General features: G+C 46.6%; 15 protein-coding genes. 5 read left to right on the top strand and 10 right to left on the bottom strand.

Annotated elements, in window-relative coordinates; all coding sequences use genetic code 11:
- Positions 1 to 91 precede the first annotated feature (91 nt).
- From AMS66_RS16940 to AMS66_RS16920, 5 genes are all read right to left on the bottom strand, one after another.
- The gene (locus tag AMS66_RS16940) at positions 92 to 2836 is read right to left on the bottom strand and encodes a CHASE3 domain-containing protein (RefSeq protein WP_236703462.1); all 2745 of its coding nucleotides are present in this window, start codon (positions 2834 to 2836) and stop codon (positions 92 to 94) included.
- Between the two features lie 183 nt (positions 2837 to 3019).
- Complete coding sequence (fumC, locus tag AMS66_RS16935; protein WP_053781930.1) at positions 3020 to 4408, bottom strand: class II fumarate hydratase; 1389 nt, start codon at positions 4406 to 4408, stop codon at positions 3020 to 3022.
- Between the two features lie 217 nt (positions 4409 to 4625).
- Positions 4626 to 5636, bottom strand: a complete 1011-nt coding sequence (locus AMS66_RS16930; RefSeq protein ID WP_053781929.1) for an aldose 1-epimerase — start codon at positions 5634 to 5636, stop codon at positions 4626 to 4628.
- Positions 5637 to 5857: 221 nt separating this feature from the next.
- Entirely contained in the window at positions 5858 to 6667 is an 810-nt protein-coding gene (locus AMS66_RS16925) for an MBL fold metallo-hydrolase (protein WP_053781928.1), read from the bottom strand.
- A gap of 184 nt (positions 6668 to 6851) precedes the next feature.
- The gene (locus tag AMS66_RS16920) at positions 6852 to 7118 is read right to left on the bottom strand and encodes a hypothetical protein (RefSeq protein WP_024632021.1); all 267 of its coding nucleotides are present in this window, start codon (positions 7116 to 7118) and stop codon (positions 6852 to 6854) included.
- 214 nt (positions 7119 to 7332) lie between these two features.
- Here AMS66_RS16920 and AMS66_RS16915 point away from each other — a divergent pair, with 214 nt between their 5' ends.
- The 5 genes from AMS66_RS16915 (at position 7333) to AMS66_RS16900 (ending at position 11646) form a co-directional block, all read left to right on the top strand.
- Positions 7333 to 8565: an aminopeptidase gene (locus tag AMS66_RS16915; protein WP_053781927.1), complete on the top strand. Its 1233-nt coding sequence runs from the start codon at positions 7333 to 7335 to the stop codon at positions 8563 to 8565.
- A gap of 95 nt (positions 8566 to 8660) precedes the next feature.
- On the top strand, positions 8661 to 9893 hold the full coding sequence (locus AMS66_RS16910; RefSeq protein ID WP_053781926.1) for an aminopeptidase: 1233 nt from the start codon (positions 8661 to 8663) through the stop codon (positions 9891 to 9893).
- A gap of 214 nt (positions 9894 to 10107) precedes the next feature.
- Entirely contained in the window at positions 10108 to 10365 is a 258-nt protein-coding gene (locus AMS66_RS33795; RefSeq protein ID WP_236703461.1) for an RNA polymerase sigma factor, read from the top strand.
- Complete coding sequence (locus AMS66_RS33790; protein WP_236703460.1) at positions 10323 to 10697, top strand: RNA polymerase sigma factor; 375 nt, start codon at positions 10323 to 10325, stop codon at positions 10695 to 10697. Before AMS66_RS33795 ends, AMS66_RS33790 begins: the two co-directional genes overlap by 43 nt.
- Positions 10675 to 11646 (top strand): hypothetical protein, encoded by a 972-nt coding sequence (locus AMS66_RS16900; protein WP_053781925.1) that lies wholly within the window; start codon positions 10675 to 10677, stop codon positions 11644 to 11646. Before AMS66_RS33790 ends, AMS66_RS16900 begins: the two co-directional genes overlap by 23 nt.
- A gap of 4 nt (positions 11647 to 11650) precedes the next feature.
- Here AMS66_RS16900 and AMS66_RS16895 read toward each other — a convergent pair whose 3' ends face one another.
- From AMS66_RS16895 to AMS66_RS16875, 5 genes are all read right to left on the bottom strand, one after another.
- Positions 11651 to 12142: a hypothetical protein gene (locus AMS66_RS16895; protein ID WP_053781924.1), complete on the bottom strand. Its 492-nt coding sequence runs from the start codon at positions 12140 to 12142 to the stop codon at positions 11651 to 11653.
- Between the two features lie 224 nt (positions 12143 to 12366).
- Positions 12367 to 13332 (bottom strand): ABC transporter ATP-binding protein, encoded by a 966-nt coding sequence (locus AMS66_RS16890; protein ID WP_053781923.1) that lies wholly within the window; start codon positions 13330 to 13332, stop codon positions 12367 to 12369.
- Positions 13325 to 14308, bottom strand: a complete 984-nt coding sequence (locus AMS66_RS16885) for an ABC transporter ATP-binding protein (protein WP_053781922.1) — start codon at positions 14306 to 14308, stop codon at positions 13325 to 13327. The genes AMS66_RS16890 and AMS66_RS16885 overlap by 8 nt, the downstream gene beginning before the upstream one ends.
- A gap of 9 nt (positions 14309 to 14317) precedes the next feature.
- On the bottom strand, positions 14318 to 15259 hold the full coding sequence (gene opp4C, locus AMS66_RS16880; RefSeq protein WP_053781921.1) for an oligopeptide ABC transporter permease: 942 nt from the start codon (positions 15257 to 15259) through the stop codon (positions 14318 to 14320).
- Between the two features lie 12 nt (positions 15260 to 15271).
- Positions 15272 to 16228 (bottom strand): ABC transporter permease, encoded by a 957-nt coding sequence (locus tag AMS66_RS16875; protein ID WP_053781920.1) that lies wholly within the window; start codon positions 16226 to 16228, stop codon positions 15272 to 15274.
- Positions 16229 to 16267 lie beyond the last annotated feature (39 nt).

The raw sequence follows: 16267 nt of genomic DNA, 5'->3' as shown, positions 1-16267 counted from the left end.
TGTCCATCTTATAGGGTACATTTTAAATCATTGCGCAACGGGCATAGGTTTTATTTTCAGGTTCAATATTGTTTATTCACGAACTAAAAGATTAGATTCCCAATGATTCATGACTCAGCCATAATTTCATCCGGGACAGTACCTCTTTCATATTCAGCGGTTTGCTAATATAATCGGAGGCTCCTGCCGCGATACATTTATCACGATCTTCTTTCATGGCTTTGGCAGTCAGAGCAATAATAGGCAGCTGCTTAAGATTTAATCTCTCACGAATCTGGCGAGTGGTCTCATATCCATCCAACTCTGGCATCATGATATCCATCAAGATAATATCCGGATTCGCTTCTCCGCTCTCTAACATCTCCAGACACTCGTAGCCATTCTGAGCTGTAATCACCTTCATGTCATACTGCTCAAGGGCATTTGCCAATGCATAAACATTTCGAATGTCATCATCGACAACAAGAACCTGGCGGCCATTCAGCAATGATTCTTCGAGTGGAGTCAGCAGCATCTCAACGTTTGTTGAATTTGCCACTGAAGTACTGTTTGTTTCAGGAGCAGTCACGGCAACTTCGTTCAAGAACAATCTGGAGTTCTGTATAACCTCAGGCTCTTCCCTTCTAAGCGGGAGGAATAGGGTGAACACACTTCCTTGTCCTTCGCGACTAGTTGCCGAGATTGATCCTCCCAACAGATTGGCAAGGGATTGAGAGATCGACAGTCCTAGTCCGGTTCCACCGTATTTTCGGGCTGTGGCTCCGTCTGCCTGCTTGAACGCATCAAAGATCTGCAACAGTTTGTTTTCAGAAATGCCAATTCCGGTATCACTAACCGAGAAGGCTATGACATCCGCCTCTACCCCGTTTTCTTCAGAATTGACCAGGCTCACTCTGGAGATGGTTAAGGCCACTTCACCTTCATTGGTGAACTTGAATGCATTGGAGAGTAAATTCCTCAAAATCTGGTGTAACCGCATCTCATCGGAAACAATCGTTTCCGGTAAAGGGCTTTGAAGCTGAATCCGGAAAACAATTCCTTTTTGCTCAGCCGTTTTCAGGAAATATTGATTCATCGCTTCGGGTAAGCTCTCAAGATAGACATCATTCAAATCTACTTCCATCTCCCCGGCTTCCACCTTGGAAAGATCGAGAATATCATTAATCAGATTCAACAGGTCCTTGCCTGATGCATGGATCACCGAAGCATATTTTTGTTCTTCACTGTTTAAGTGCTGATGCTTGTTCTCTGCCAAAATCTCAGACAGAATCAGCATACTGTTCAGCGGTGTACGCAGTTCATGCGACATATTCGCCAGAAACTCAGACTTGTAACCAGAACTTGTCCGTAACTGATCCGCTACTTCTGCAAGTTCGCTGGCAGAGGTCTCAGCCGCATTTTTTTGCAGTTCCAGACGCTCGTTCAACATATACAGTTCTTCTGTCTGCATATGCAATTCTTCCGTCTGGGACACCATCTCTTCGGTCTGTGCCTGCAGTTTCTCCGATTGTGTCTGCAATTCTTCATTCAGTACCTGGGACTCATCATACAAATGCTGTAATTCCATGCGTGTGACAGTGGAATGAAGCGAGACCCCGAAGATTTCGATTAGTTCAGTCAGCAGCTTTGTCTCCGTTGATTGAATCGGTTTCATGGAAGCCAGTTCGATTACAGCTATCGTTTTACCTTCAAATACCACTGGGGCTACCGTGAGTGACGCAGCTGGAGCATCACCAAGTCCCGAAGAGATGCGAATATAATTTTGCGGCAAGTCGTTTATCTGCAAAACCCGTTTCTCGATCGCACTCTGACCGACTAATCCCTCACCCGGTACAACAGACACTTTACCGAGGGAACGCTCCTTCTCTCCATCTACTGCATACGCAGCAACACGAATGAGACGGTTCTCTTTCATTGCATATAACACGCCATAAGGGGCTTCCAGCAGGATAGCGACCTGGTTTAGGAACAACCGTGACAGTCCCTCCAGACTCGTAGGATTCTGCAAGAGCGTAGCAATACTGGCAACCCGATCCTTAAGTCGATTCTGTTCCTGTACCGTGTCCAGCAATATATTCGTCTCCTGGCCCAAATCACCGACTTCATCATGTGTTCGGACAAGAATACGCTGTGTAAGATTGCCGCCTTGAGATATGTCGCTAATGGTTTGTTTGACTTCACGCAGGGTCTTGACAATATTGCCCGAAATCACAAGGGCTGCGGCAACAGATAGTCCGGCAACGGCAGCCCATAAGGTGTACATAATGGTAAGCAGTGTGGAGCTTCGCGCCGCCAGCTCGGTCACCCGGCTTTCCGTGAGGCGCAACTCTGTATTGCGGAAGTTCTCGAACTGGGATCTTAACAGATCAATTTCGCTTTTCCCCGGATCGGAATGGAAAAATTCAATAACTTTTTCCTGATCTCCTTGTCTCTTTAGGGCTACCGAGGCTGCTCCGGCAACATCAATCCAGCGGACAATATGTGTTTTGATGGTTTCCAGAGTCATTTGCTGGGATGGGTTATCGCTAACCAGCTCATACAGTTCGGCATAATTGGAGTTCCACTGGGTTAGCGCTTGGTTGTATGGCTCCAAATAACTTTCTTCCCCGGTAATCATGAATCCCCGCTGTCCTGTTTCCATATTCAGAACATTTTTCTCGATTGCGTTGGTCAGGTTATGTACTTCCAGGTCGTGGTGGCTGATAAAATCGATTTCCTTCTGCGATGCATCAATTTGGGCAGATAGTACCAGCAAAACGGCACCAAATAACAACACAACCACTAGATAGCCCAATAGAATTTTGGAGCGTATCGTGAATCTTCTCTTTTTCAACAACGCAGAAACCTCCAATGAAATAAACAATTCCGATCGATTAAAAAAAAGTCGCATATGTAGTTTATATGTATACGTATAGACTGACAAGCATTAGTTCACGTTCACGAACCTCACGAGCTAAAAAACGACCTGCATATGCAGGCCGCTTGTTTATTGGAATGAAGTTCGCATGATAATGATTCATTAGGCTTTCGGGGCAATCATTTTCGCTGGATCAACATACTGATCGAATTGCTCTTCCGTAAGCAGACCTGTCTGTAATGTAGCTTCTTTCAGAGACAGTCCTTCCTTATGCGCAAGCTTGGCAATTTTGGCTGCATTCTCATAACCGATGTGCGGATTAAGAGCAGTAACCAGCATAAGCGAGTTATTCAGATTATGTTCAATCTGACTGAGGTTAGGCTCAATGCCCACCGCACATTTATCGTTAAATGCAACGATGGAATCAGCAAGAAGCTGAACGGATTGCAGGAAGTTATAGATAATAACAGGTTTGAACACATTCAACTCGAAGTTGCCCTGACTTGCCGCGAAGCCAATCGCCGCATCGTTCCCCATCACTTGCGTAACCACCATGGTCATCGCCTCGCTCTGGGTTGGATTCACTTTACCCGGCATAATGGAACTGCCCGGTTCGTTCTCCGGAATGCGAATCTCTCCCAGACCACTGCGTGGGCCACTAGCCAGCCAGCGAACATCATTGGCAATTTTCATCAAGTCAGCTGCAAGCGCTTTAACTGCACCGTGAGCGTAGACCACTTCATCATGACTTGTAAGCGCGTGAAATTTGTTTGGTGCTGATACAAAATCCTTGCCGGTATGCTTGCCAATTTCCTTGGCTGTATAATCACCAAAGTCAGGATGTGCATTAATTCCGGTTCCCACAGCTGTACCACCAATGGCGAGTTCTTTCATATAATTAACACTGTCCCGAATCATGCGTTCACTCTTATCGAGCATCGCTTCCCAGCCGCTGATCTCCTGACCGAGTGTAATTGGCGTTGCATCCTGAAGATGGGTTCGTCCAATTTTGATAATTTCTTTGAATTTTTCCGATTTGTCTGCAAAAGTGGCTTTCAGCACCGCAATCGCCGGCAAAAGTTGATCTTCAACAGCAAGTACACCTGCCACATGCAGAGCAGTTGGGAATGTATCATTGGAGCTCTGGGACATGTTCACATCATCATTCGGATGCAGACGTTCTTCCTTGCCCTTCTGTTCAAGCAATTGGTTACCCAGATTGGCAATAACTTCGTTTACGTTCATGTTGGACTGCGTTCCGCTACCCGTCTGCCATACCACGAGCGGGAAATGATCATCAATTCGCCCTGCGATAATTTCGTCAGCTGCATAAGCGATAGCATCCGATTTGGCAGCGGACAATTTACCTAATTTATGGTTACTGGCAGCAGCGCTTTTTTTCAAAATAGCCAAAGCACGTACGACTTCCATCGGCATATGCTCGCGACCAATCGGAAAGTTCTCCTTGCTGCGCTGCGTTTGAGCTCCCCACAGCCTGTCGGCTGGTACTTTCATTTCACCTAACGTATCTCTCTCAATGCGGTATTCCACTTGCTTTTCCTCCTCCAAAAAGATGGTTTGGGTCTCTACAAAAATACGTATACATTCTTTTTCATAGCATCTTGCGTATTCCAAAGTCGTTTTTGGAATATACGCAAAATGCTCTTTATGAGCAAAGCTTGTGTATCTTGTCATATTATACATGATTGTCTGCTAGATTTTCACCTTTTCGACAAAAATGTAAGCGTACAGCAAAATGTGTGAACGTTTATTTTTGCGGCTTGATTGGGTACAGACGACTGGTTTGTTCGAATAATTCACCCGGCTCAAGTCCAATAAGACCGATATCTTCAGCAGGAATGCCTTGTACATTTGGAGCATTAACCAGGTTCATCTGTGGCTCAGGACAGAAGAAGTCGCCCCCCATGTTGTTATTCCAAATCATCCAGTGCTTGTAGGACGTCCCTACATCATACACCAGCTTATCGCCGGTACGATTATCAGTAAGCTCCATATAGTTACGCCCATTCTGCGGTTGAGCCGTGTAGTGGTTGTCCATGGCTGCAAAAAACGGACTAACGCCTTCACCCTTTAATTGCTCTTCCTCTGGTGTAAGCGGTTGAAATTGTCCTGTAGGCAAAGAACGTTCATTCAGTTCGCGACGCTGACCAATTGTTACCTTGGCCGTATAATCGGATGCCTGGCTTTCAGGTGCAAAAGGTACGCTAATAGCTGTATGGAATGCGAACAAATTCGGCATACGTTCCTTTCCGTTATTGCGGACATTCAATTGCTGCTGGAGTCCCAGGCTACTCAGTGAATAACGGAGCGTCACAGTGAAGGTGAATGGCAAGTATTTGTAGAACTCATGTCCGTCCTTCACTTCCTGACTAAGCACAACATAACTCTCCAACTCGTCAGATCCGTATCCCTCAACCTTCCACTCGGCATCATGCAGGAATCCGTGCAAATGGTTGCCTGTAGCTGGTTCGTTTATAGGTAGTTGATAGACTTCACCATTCCAGGGGAAGCGACCATCCTCATAACGATTTGGTGGGGAAAGAATCGGAATTCCGTATACGGCAGGTGCAGCCATAAACTCGTCCATATGTTCCAGGTCCGGCTCACGCAAATAACGGAACCCCTGCTCTGTATCACGGAACGCGACAAGGTTAGCACCCACGCTCGGAATGACAGCCGCTTCGAATTGATTAAAACGAAGCCAGATGGCTGGTATACCTCCAAATCGTTCTTCGAAAGCTGTATTTTGCTGTGTCATCGTTATATGTACCTCCTGCATACTAAGGTTATATTATACGGCTCGACTATATCATGACCGCGCACAAAATACCAATCTATGATAGAAAACAAATTCATGATGGAACGACAAAAAAGACAGCTACGAAGCTCCGTGGCTGTCTCCATTTCTCCATCCGTTTTTGCGTCCATAATGGAATCATTCCAGATTTCATTGGAATGCCATGTATGGCATCGGCTTTATTAATCCAGATATTTGCCGTGATCCGGAACGGCGGTCTGTTCGAAATCAAGATCGAGTCTCTCCAACGAATCCCTCAGCATTTCTCCGGTTAAGAAATGCCCGTGCCCGGTAACGGCAACGATCGGCTCCAGTCTTCGAATATGCTGAACTGATTGATGGGCCGCTTGCCAATCCGTCGTGAAATATGCAGGTGGACCGTGCAACTGTTTGTCCTGAAGCAGCACACTCCAGAGCGATTCCTGTTTTACGGTGACAATCGCGTCTCCTGCAATCAGGATACGGTCTTCTTTCCGAAATAGCGAGACATGGCCCGGTGTATGACCGGGTGTATGCAGCCATTCCCATCCAGAGACACCTGGAATTGAATGGTCTTCTGGCAGACTGAATATCCGATCATCCAGATTAATAGCTTCATTGGGATATGCGAATGACAATCGTGCCATCAAACCGCCACCTACGGAAGGATCGGCAGGAGGATAATCCTTTACACCTGTTAAATAAGGAAGTTCCAGTGGGTGTGCATACACCGGAACACCCCAGAATTGTTCCAGTTCAATGACGGTTCCAACGTGGTCAAAGTGACCATGCGTCAAAATAATCGCCGACGGTGGACCTGGAAAACGCTCTGATGCCACATGAAGGATCTGATCAGTGAAACTCGCCATTCCAGTGTCCACGAGCACCCAGTTCCTGCTTCCCGGCTCACCGATGAACACAACATTAACGAACAGTGTACGCAGACTGAGGATATCGTGCCCGACTTCTTCAAGTCCCGTCATTCCTGCTGTAATCAAATTGTCAGATGCCATTCACGGTTACCTCCCATTCAGGCGGATTGTCTCTCTGGTTCTATTCATCTGTCGTAGACTTCCCTTTTCTGGAGCATCTATTCCTTAATTCCAATAAAATAGACGGTGGACACCCTGTTTCAGGCATACACCGTCTAGTATAATCAGCTACATTCCATAATAGAACAAGAATATCTCGGACAAATTACGCCGGATATGCCTCCAGTGCCGCATCAAGCAACTGATTGTACATATCGTCATCGTTTTCCAACAGCTCGTCCATACGAAGCAATTCCTCTTCATCACCGGATTGCTCGGTGAAATGCAGACTATAATCCCAATCCTTGCCGTTCTTGCTCATGAACGTAATTTCATAAACTGACTTTTCGCCTTCTGCACGAAAAACCGTGTTTCCTACAAAATTCTTCTCATCCTCACGACGCATCTCTGCACGAATAATCTCAATATTCACAATCGTTCTCTCCTTTAAACTCTCATCTGTTGCAGGTCTCCACAATTTATGGTAAACCTAGTTTGGTAATTATTATTGGTTAATTGTACAATATATATCGTAGCAACGTATACCTTATTCAATGAGGGAACCATACTGACTCCTTACATACCTGTAATGAGGACTATAATAACAAACAGCTACGACATTATACCAAACAGGAGGAAAAAATAGCATGAACAATTTTGAAACGAATTTACAACAATATGCCGAACTGGCTGTCAAAGTCGGTGTCAATGTCCATCCTGGGCAAACTCTCGTCGTGAACGCACCAATCTCGGCAGCGCATTTTGTGCGCCTGATCGTCAAAGCCGCTTATGGCACAGGTGCCAAGCTGGTCAAAGTAAACTGGAGCGACGAGGTGATAACACGTCTTCACTATGATCTCGCACCGGAAGAGTCCTTCTCCATTGAACCGAAATGGTTTGCAGGTGAAATGACTGAACTCGTAGAAGAAGGCGCGGCCATTCTGCACGTTATCGCAGAAAATCCGGACTTGCTTGCGGGTGTTCCTCAGGAGCGGATCGTGACTAGTCAGAAAGTTCGCGGTAAAGCGATGGAGAAATATCGTTCCTATCAGATGGCAGACAAATTCAGCTGGTCCATTGTGGCAGTTCCTTCCCCTGAATGGGCAGCCAAAGTATTCCCTGATCTTCCGACAGAGCAGCAAATCGATAAATTGTGGGATGTCATCTTCAAAACCGTTCGCATTGGTGAGCAGGATGCTGTCGCCGAATGGAAAACGCATTTGCTGAATCTCGACTCCCGCGCTGATTTGCTCAACGAGAAAAAATACAAAAAGATTCACTATACTGCCCCTGGCACTGATCTGACCATTGAGCTTCCTGAAGGTCATCTATGGGTATCCGGTGGCAGCATCAATGAGCTGGGACACGTCTTCGTTGCCAATATGCCTACAGAGGAAGTATTCACTGCTCCACTGAAAACCGGAGTTAACGGTACAGTTCGCAGCACCAAGCCACTGAGCTATGGCGGTAACCTGATTGACGGCTTCTCCCTCACTTTCGAGAATGGTCGAATCATCGATTATACTGCTGAACAAGGACTAGATTCACTAAAAAGCTTGATTGAAATGGATGAAGGCGCACATTATCTGGGCGAGGTAGCTCTTGTTCCACATCAATCACCGATTTCCGATACGAATATTTTGTTCTATAACACCCTCTTTGATGAAAATGCATCCAACCACTTGGCGATCGGTAATGCGTATGCCTTCTGTTTGGAAGGCGGCAAAACAATGTCCAAGGAAGAACTGATCAATCATGGCATGAACTCCAGTCTCACTCATGTGGATTTCATGATTGGATCAGGAGAAATGAATATTAACGGTGTCACTTCTGAAGGTAGCGAGGAGCCAATCTTCCTGCAAGGCAACTGGGCTTTTTAATTTAAACAGTAAAATGAAACGGTGAAATGAGAGAGAGGATTACTCCTCTCTTTTCCTGCGTATGCGGGTCATTCAATGATATGGAGGAACTTGATATGTTGAGTTTTGAACAAAAACTGGATCGTTATGCTGAACTGGCCGTAAAAGTAGGCGCGAACGTTCAGCCCGGACAAATCTTTGTCATCAGTGCTATGATTGATACGGCTGAATTTGTGCGTTTGTTGGTGCGCAAAGGCTACGAAGCCGGAGCAAAGAAAGTCATCGTCAAATACGGAGACGAAACAGTCAATCGGCTGCGGTTTGAAATGGCGCCAGAGGATTCGTTCCAGGACCCGCCGAAATGGCATGCCGCTGAACTTGAGGAGCTGGCAGCGAACAATGCTGCGTTCTTGACCGTTTTGTCATCCAGCCCAGACCTCTTGAAAGGCATTGATCCTGAACGCATTTCCACCCACCAGCGTACATATGGTCAGGCGATGTCCAAATACCGTCAGTATCAGCAGGCCGACAAAATGAGCTGGACAGGAGTGGCCTGTCCTTCACCGGATTGGGCCGACAAAGTCTTCCCTGATCTTCCCCCTGCCGAGCAGATGAAACAGCTCTGGGAAGCCATTTTTGCCGCTGTTAGAGCCGACCTGGAAGATCCTGTAGCGGCTTGGGAGCAACATATCGAGCGTTTGGAACACAAAGCAGTTGCCCTGAACAGCAAAAAATATAAAGCTCTGCATTTTGTCTCACCGGGAACCAACCTTACCGTTGAGCTTCCTGAAGGGCACATTTGGGCCCAGGCTGGAAGTATTAACGAACAAGGCACCCGTTTTGTGGCCAACATTCCGACAGAGGAAGTATTCACAGCGCCAGCCAAATATGGGGTGAACGGCAAAGTGTCCAGCACCAAACCACTTAGTTATGGCGGAAGCATCATTGATCGCTTCTCCCTTACGTTTGAGAACGGACGCATCATTGATTTCCATGCCGAAGAAGGTCAGGATACACTAGAAAGACTCATCAATATGGATGAAGGCTCGCATTATCTCGGCGAGGTCGCTTTGGTGCCCTTCCATTCTCCAATCTCGGAAAGCCGTATTCTCTATTACACAACGCTATATGATGAGAATGCTTCATGTCACCTCGCGATCGGCAGCTCTTATGCCTTCAATATTGATGGCGGCAAGACCATGTCAACCGAGGAGCTGGCAGCTCGCGGCATGAACTCCAGTATTACACACGTGGACTTCATGATGGGTTCACCGGAAACGAACATTTACGGCGTCACAGCGAATGGCGAGCGTGAAGCCATCTTCCTGAACGGCGACTGGGCTTTCTAAGCCATTTATATCTGTTCTACTACGATTATTAGATAACACATAGGAGGCTGCCCTTCTGACAATGATTTACTGGTCAGCGAGGCAGCCTCTCTCTATTTTGGCTATATTTTTTCTGCTTCTGTCGGACTAACCTCCCATTGTATCGCTTCCATATAATGTTGTAAAATGAAATGATACCAATGTTTGTGGATTGTTCACCAGAAAGGAGAACATCATGGCCAATCGGCTCCAATTACTCTTAGCCTCAGATTTCCATAATTTGGGCCCGCAGCTTCAAGAAGAAGTGTACTACGAATACTATAATATGGTACATGGTCTCATCGTTTACATCATCAAAGAACGTGCTGCAGCAGAAGATATCATTCAGGAAGCTTTTATCAAAATCATTAAAAACAAACCTATCTTCGACAACGAAGTCAAACTGAAAGCATGGCTGAAGTTGTCACACGGAACACCGCCATTAATTATCTGAGAAAAAATAAAAATAACCGTAACCAACTGGATACGGATAGTGTTTTTATAGATATGGAGACAATTAATCAGACGGCAGCTTCCGTGGAGAGCACGGTGGAGACTCAAATGATGCAGGAATCCATCGAGTTCTATCTGGAACAGCTTAAGCCGGAATACCGTGTACTCGTGGAGCTGCGCTGGAAAGAGGGCCTTTCCTATCGGGAAATGGCTGATCTGCTTGATACATCCGAAGAAATTGTGAAGCAACGTTTGTTCAGAGCCCGCGGAAGTATCAAGAAGAAATTACATAAGGAATGGGGTGGAAGCATTGAGCAAAGGCAAGTCCGATAAGCATATTGATTCATTCGATTCAGAGCTGGAAGACGATTTTTTCGATGCCGCGTTTGATATGGCTTTTGACGAAGCCTTCCATGAGGCTGTATCTGCCACCCCTACTGTTTCCAACACCGAACCCATGCGTCAATCCTGGCTCCAAGTTCAAAAGGAAATTGCCCGACTTGGCGCACGCAAGAAAAGAATGCGCACCGTACGATTATCTGTCATTGTGGCTGCGTCCGTGACCATCGGCGCCGTCATCTTCAGTCTGCCTTCCGGGACACAAGCTGTTTCTCCCTTTGTTCAATCAATCAAGGACTGGGGTAATGGCATGAAATCCATTGTTATTGAGGATCGTACTACTCATTTGGGCGCTGATCCGTCGACAGCCAAGACACCTCCACCTCCTGAACGAGGAATTAATGAGGCTCCCACTTTTTCCAGTGGAGATGAACAACCCGAAGAAGAAGGAGAGATTAAACTCCCCTTCTATGAGGAGTCACACTTGCTTGAACCTATTATAGTAACAAAGGATATCGCACGCTCAGGATTTAAGGGTGACTTTTTGCTGTCAAAAGCCATACCGAAGCGGTTTACAAAGATCAAATATGAACTTATGCTGGACACCCTCAATCCCGTCAATCCGGAAGATTATTATGAATCGGAACGCATGAGAGTTCGTTATACTGGTGTAGGTAAGAATGGTGAAGAAGAAATCATTCAGTTTGATTATGCCTATGTTTTGCCGGGTCAGGTCATTGAGGGGCCCATGCTTCGCGAAACTAGCATTGTCAAGCTGGCTGATGGCAGCGATGCATTTCTTTCCCTAGGCCCCCCCTATAATACCTTTCAATGGATGATGGGTTCTGTAAATATGAGCTTATTCGGAACCGTCTCGGAAGAAGAGATGATTGCCATTGCCAATGACCTGCAGGAGCAAAAATTTCCGGGTAGTACCCGTTAATCAATCAAAATAGTACATTGCTTGAAATATGAGTGGATGTCTCAGGTTTGACCCCATCATCCGCCGTATGAAGACTGACGACTCGATAGTAATATCCGGTTATAACGGTCCAGCTCGATTGGGCATTGAGGGACTGCGTTTGCGTTTTCTTCTTGGTACCGGATTGATAGAGTATCCAGGCCGTTCCCGTCCAGCGTTCAAGTCGATAATCGACTTGCAGTGATTTCATCTCCGAGAAGGCCGTTGTTGTTGTATTTACAATCGCAGTCAGCCCGCCTCCAGGTGTAACAGTCCCCACTGCCTGATAGATATATGTTGGGGAAGACAATGTATTAATACTTGGTTCCAAAGGCGGTGGTGGTGGAGTAAGCGCGTGCGGCTTGATACTCGGACTGGCGACAGCTACCCCGGCGGTTGGTATGGCAAGAATCATGGGTGCCGATAGTGCCGCAACAATAATGGCTTTCAGCATGGACGTTATTTTCATTTTTCGCATATGTATCCACCTTTCGCTTCCAAATTTTGTTTTTGTGTAAATATTAAACGGATGTAGTGGTTTGAAGGTTTCAAAAAAATAAAATACGCCCCGACTTACCTGTCGGGAGCGTCTTTTCGTTCTTTGATGCATCTTCGAGTGAATACATACAGAATGGATGAAACCTAAATAATTCCATTCCGTATTCATAAAATAACGTTAATAAGAAATTATTCTCACATGCTTCAGACCAAATGACAGGCTACAAAATGACTCGCTCCAACGTTTCGATACTTAGGAACCTGCTGCTTGCAAACATCTTCTGCCCATGGACAACGTGTATGGAACTTGCAGCCAGCTGGCGGATTCACCGGGCTGGGAATATCACCTTTGAGCACGATTCGTTCCCGTTTCAATTTGGGAATCGGTACGGGTACGGCAGACAGCAAGGCTTTCGTATACGGATGCAGTGGATTGCCGAACAACTCATCTCTGGAAGCCGTCTCGACCATGGAGCCCAGATACATCACTCCGATGCGGTCACACAGATGTTCCACCACACTCAGATCATGCGAAATAAACAAGTAAGCAAGGCCGCGCTCTTGCTGAAGCCGCCTGAACAGGTTGATAATTTGGGCCTGGATGGACACATCCAGTGCAGATACCGGTTCATCTGCGATAATCAGTTTTGGATTTAAGATTAAGGCTCGCGCAATCCCAATCCGTTGGCGCTGTCCTCCGGAGAACTCATGGGGGAAGCGATCAATATGATAGGATGACAAGCCGCAGGCTGCGAGTACCTCCTTGACCAAATCACGCACCTCACTTGCAGTCGTTAACCCGTGATCCAATACAGCCTCTCCGATCGCATCACCAATGCGTAAACGCGGATTCAGTGAACTGTAGGGGTCTTGGAAAATAAGCTGAAGCTGTGGACGGATCTTCCGCACCTCCTGCATGGACAATTGATGCAAGTCTACACCTTGAAAACGAATCTGTCCCTCCGTCTTATCCGTTAACCGAACGATGGTTCTTCCAACGGTGCTCTTGCCACTTCCGGATTCACCCACTAATCCAAACGTCTCGCCTTCATGGATTGTGATGCTAATATCATCGACCGCTTTCACATGGGCTACTGTACGATTCAATAGTCCTTTGCGTATTGGAAAATAGGTTTTGAGATGTTCGATTTCCAATAAAGGTTCAGACATGGCTCAATACCTCCTCATACAGCCAGCATGCAGCCTTCTGTCCGGGTCCAAGCTGATTCAGCGTCGGCATCTGCGTAGTGCATATCGACATACAGTGTTCACACCGATCAGCAAAATGACAGGAGTCTTTCAAAGATAGTGGATCAGGTACATGTCCAGGTATAGAATACAATTCATCTTGCCTTTGATTAATAATCGGCTTGGAGCGAAGCAGTCCCTGGGTATATGGATGTTTGGGAGACTCAAATAATTGCACGACTTCCCCCTCTTCCACCACTTTGCCTGCATACATTACAACAACGTAATCCGCCATTTCAGCTACAACTCCAAGGTCGTGCGTAATCATTAGAATGGAGGTTCCTGAATGGGACTTGATGTGTTGTAACATATCCAATATCTGTGCTTGAATAGTCACATCCAGTGCAGTAGTTGGTTCATCCGCGATTAACAGTTTTGGGTTACATGAGATGGCAATGGCAATCATAATGCGCTGTAACATTCCTCCACTCAGTTCATGCGGATAACTGTTCGCGATCTGTTCCGGGCGTGAAATGCCAACTTCGGCGATCAGCTCAATCGCTCGGGTGCGAGCCTGCTTTTTGCTCATTTTCAAGTGTACAATCAGCGGCTCCATCAGTTGCTCACCGATTTTCAGAACGGGATTCAGCGATGACATCGGTTCCTGGAAGATCATGGAGATGTCGTTTCCCCGGATGGCACGCAGTGAGGATTTACTTTCACGGATCAGATCCCGTCCACCAAAACGGATCGTACCGCCTACCACCTTGCCGGCCGGTTCTTCGATCAATCCCATGATCGACATGGCGGTTACACCTTTTCCACCGCCCGATTCACCAACAATACACACCGTCTCCCCTTCGCGTACATTCAGACTTACACCATCCACCGCTTTAACATTGCCCTCTTCCGAGTAAAAATGAGTTTCAAGTTGTTCAATTTCAATCATATTTCGCATGGGGAGTGCTCACCTTCTCTTCTGTTTGGGATCTAATACGTCTCGAAGACCATCACCAAAAATGTTAATCGCAATAACGGTCACGAAAATGGACAGCCCTGGCGGAATCCATAACCACGGATGCTGCTGAAAATCAATCATGTTGTTGGCTGCATCGATCATATTGCCCCATGTAGGCGTTGGCGGCATGACACCCAGTCCAAAAAAGCTGAGTACCGACTCGCTGAGAATGGACCCTCCGATATTCAGGGTAGCCATGACGATGAGAAGAGGTACGATATTGGGCAAAAGATGATGAAACAGTTTGCGGCGGTCACGCAAGCCCAGAACAACAGCAGCCTGCATAAATTCACGCTCCCGCAAGCTTAACATCTGACCTCGTACCATTCGTGCCATACCGGGCCAGTTGACAAAGCTGAGCATCAGCATAACGATATACATTCGGGAATCCGGCGGAACCTTCCAATCCGATAGCAAAGCGCCGAAAATGAACAGCAGCGGCAGTCCCGGAATCGTTAGCAGTAAGTCAGCAATCCGCATAATGACCTGATCTACAATGCCACGATAATATCCGGCGATGGCTCCAAGCAAGGAGCCGATAAATACCGATAGAACCATGGAGGCCAGACCAACGGTGAGTGAGATACGACCAGCCATCAGCACACGGGTTAGCACATCCCTGCCTAGCGCATCCGTGCCAAGCCAGTGATGAATGCCTGGACCTTGTTTCATCGCTGCCATATTGATCTTGTTATCGGTGTAAGGTGAGAACAGCGGTCCAATGAAGCAAGCCACAAACATCAGCAAAACCACAATGAGTCCGCCAACGGCAAGTTTGTTTTTGAGCAGTCTTCGAAGCGACAATTTCCATAAGGAAGATTTGGCCGGAACCTTTAAAGGTAAGGCAGCTTCTGCGGCACTTCTCGTTACAGACGATGAAGAGGTTGTCATTTTCATAGCCCCCTATTGCAAACGGACACGCGGATCTGCGATGTGATATAGCACATCAGACAGCAGCGTTCCAATGACGGTCAGGATGGCGATAAACATGGTAAAGCCCATCAACAGCGGATAATCCCGCAGTGAGAAGGACTGCATATATAACTGACCGATACCGGGCCAGCTGAATATTTTCTCAATTATCAGTGAACCGCCGAATAAGGACGGAAGCTCGAACCCAATCAGTGTAATCGCAGGCAAAAGAGCGTTGCGCAAGGCATGGGTGTATAACACTTTGCTTTCTTTTAAACCTTTGGCTCGTGCCGTACGAATATAATCCTGCTTGATAACATCAATCATGTTACTGCGGAAGTAACGGGTAAGTGAACCTACCCCGAGCAGGGTCATGACAATTACAGGCAGGGTCATGTGCTGAATTACCTCTTTTACATAAGCCAGACCGGTGGCATTACTCCCTGTAGTCATCATGCTGCCTGGAGGCAACCATTTTAAGTCAACCGCCAACAGCTTAATTAAAAACAATCCGATAAAGAAAGATGGCACGGACATGGCTGCAAAGATGCCTATCATCACGAAAGTGTCGAACCACGAGTACTGCTTGTAAGCAGCAATCACACCGATAATAACCGCAATGAACCAGGTCAGAAACGTGGTCACCGCAGCCAGCAGGAATGAATTCCAGATATATTCATTAAACAACGCGAGCACTGGCTTCTGTTGTGCCAATGAATATCCAAAGTCCCCGTGTAAAGCATTTTTCATCCAGATGAGATACCGTTCGATCACTGACTTGTCCAGTCCATACAATTCGCGTAGCTCGGCCTTGCGTTCTGGACTCAGCTTAATGTTGCTGGAGATGTAGTCTCCAGGAGTAAGTGCATACAGGCTGAAAATCAGAACGGAAGCGGCCAACAAAATAAGAACCATATATGTCATCCGTTTCACAATGTAAGTGCTCATATCAGGCTCCTTATTAATGCGTCCCCTGCATCGGCGACA

Source organism: Paenibacillus xylanivorans, assembly GCF_001280595.1.
GTDB lineage: Bacteria > Bacillota > Bacilli > Paenibacillales > Paenibacillaceae > Paenibacillus > Paenibacillus xylanivorans.
Note: the sequence above shows the minus strand (reverse complement) of the source record. Positions and strands in the feature narration are given on the sequence as shown.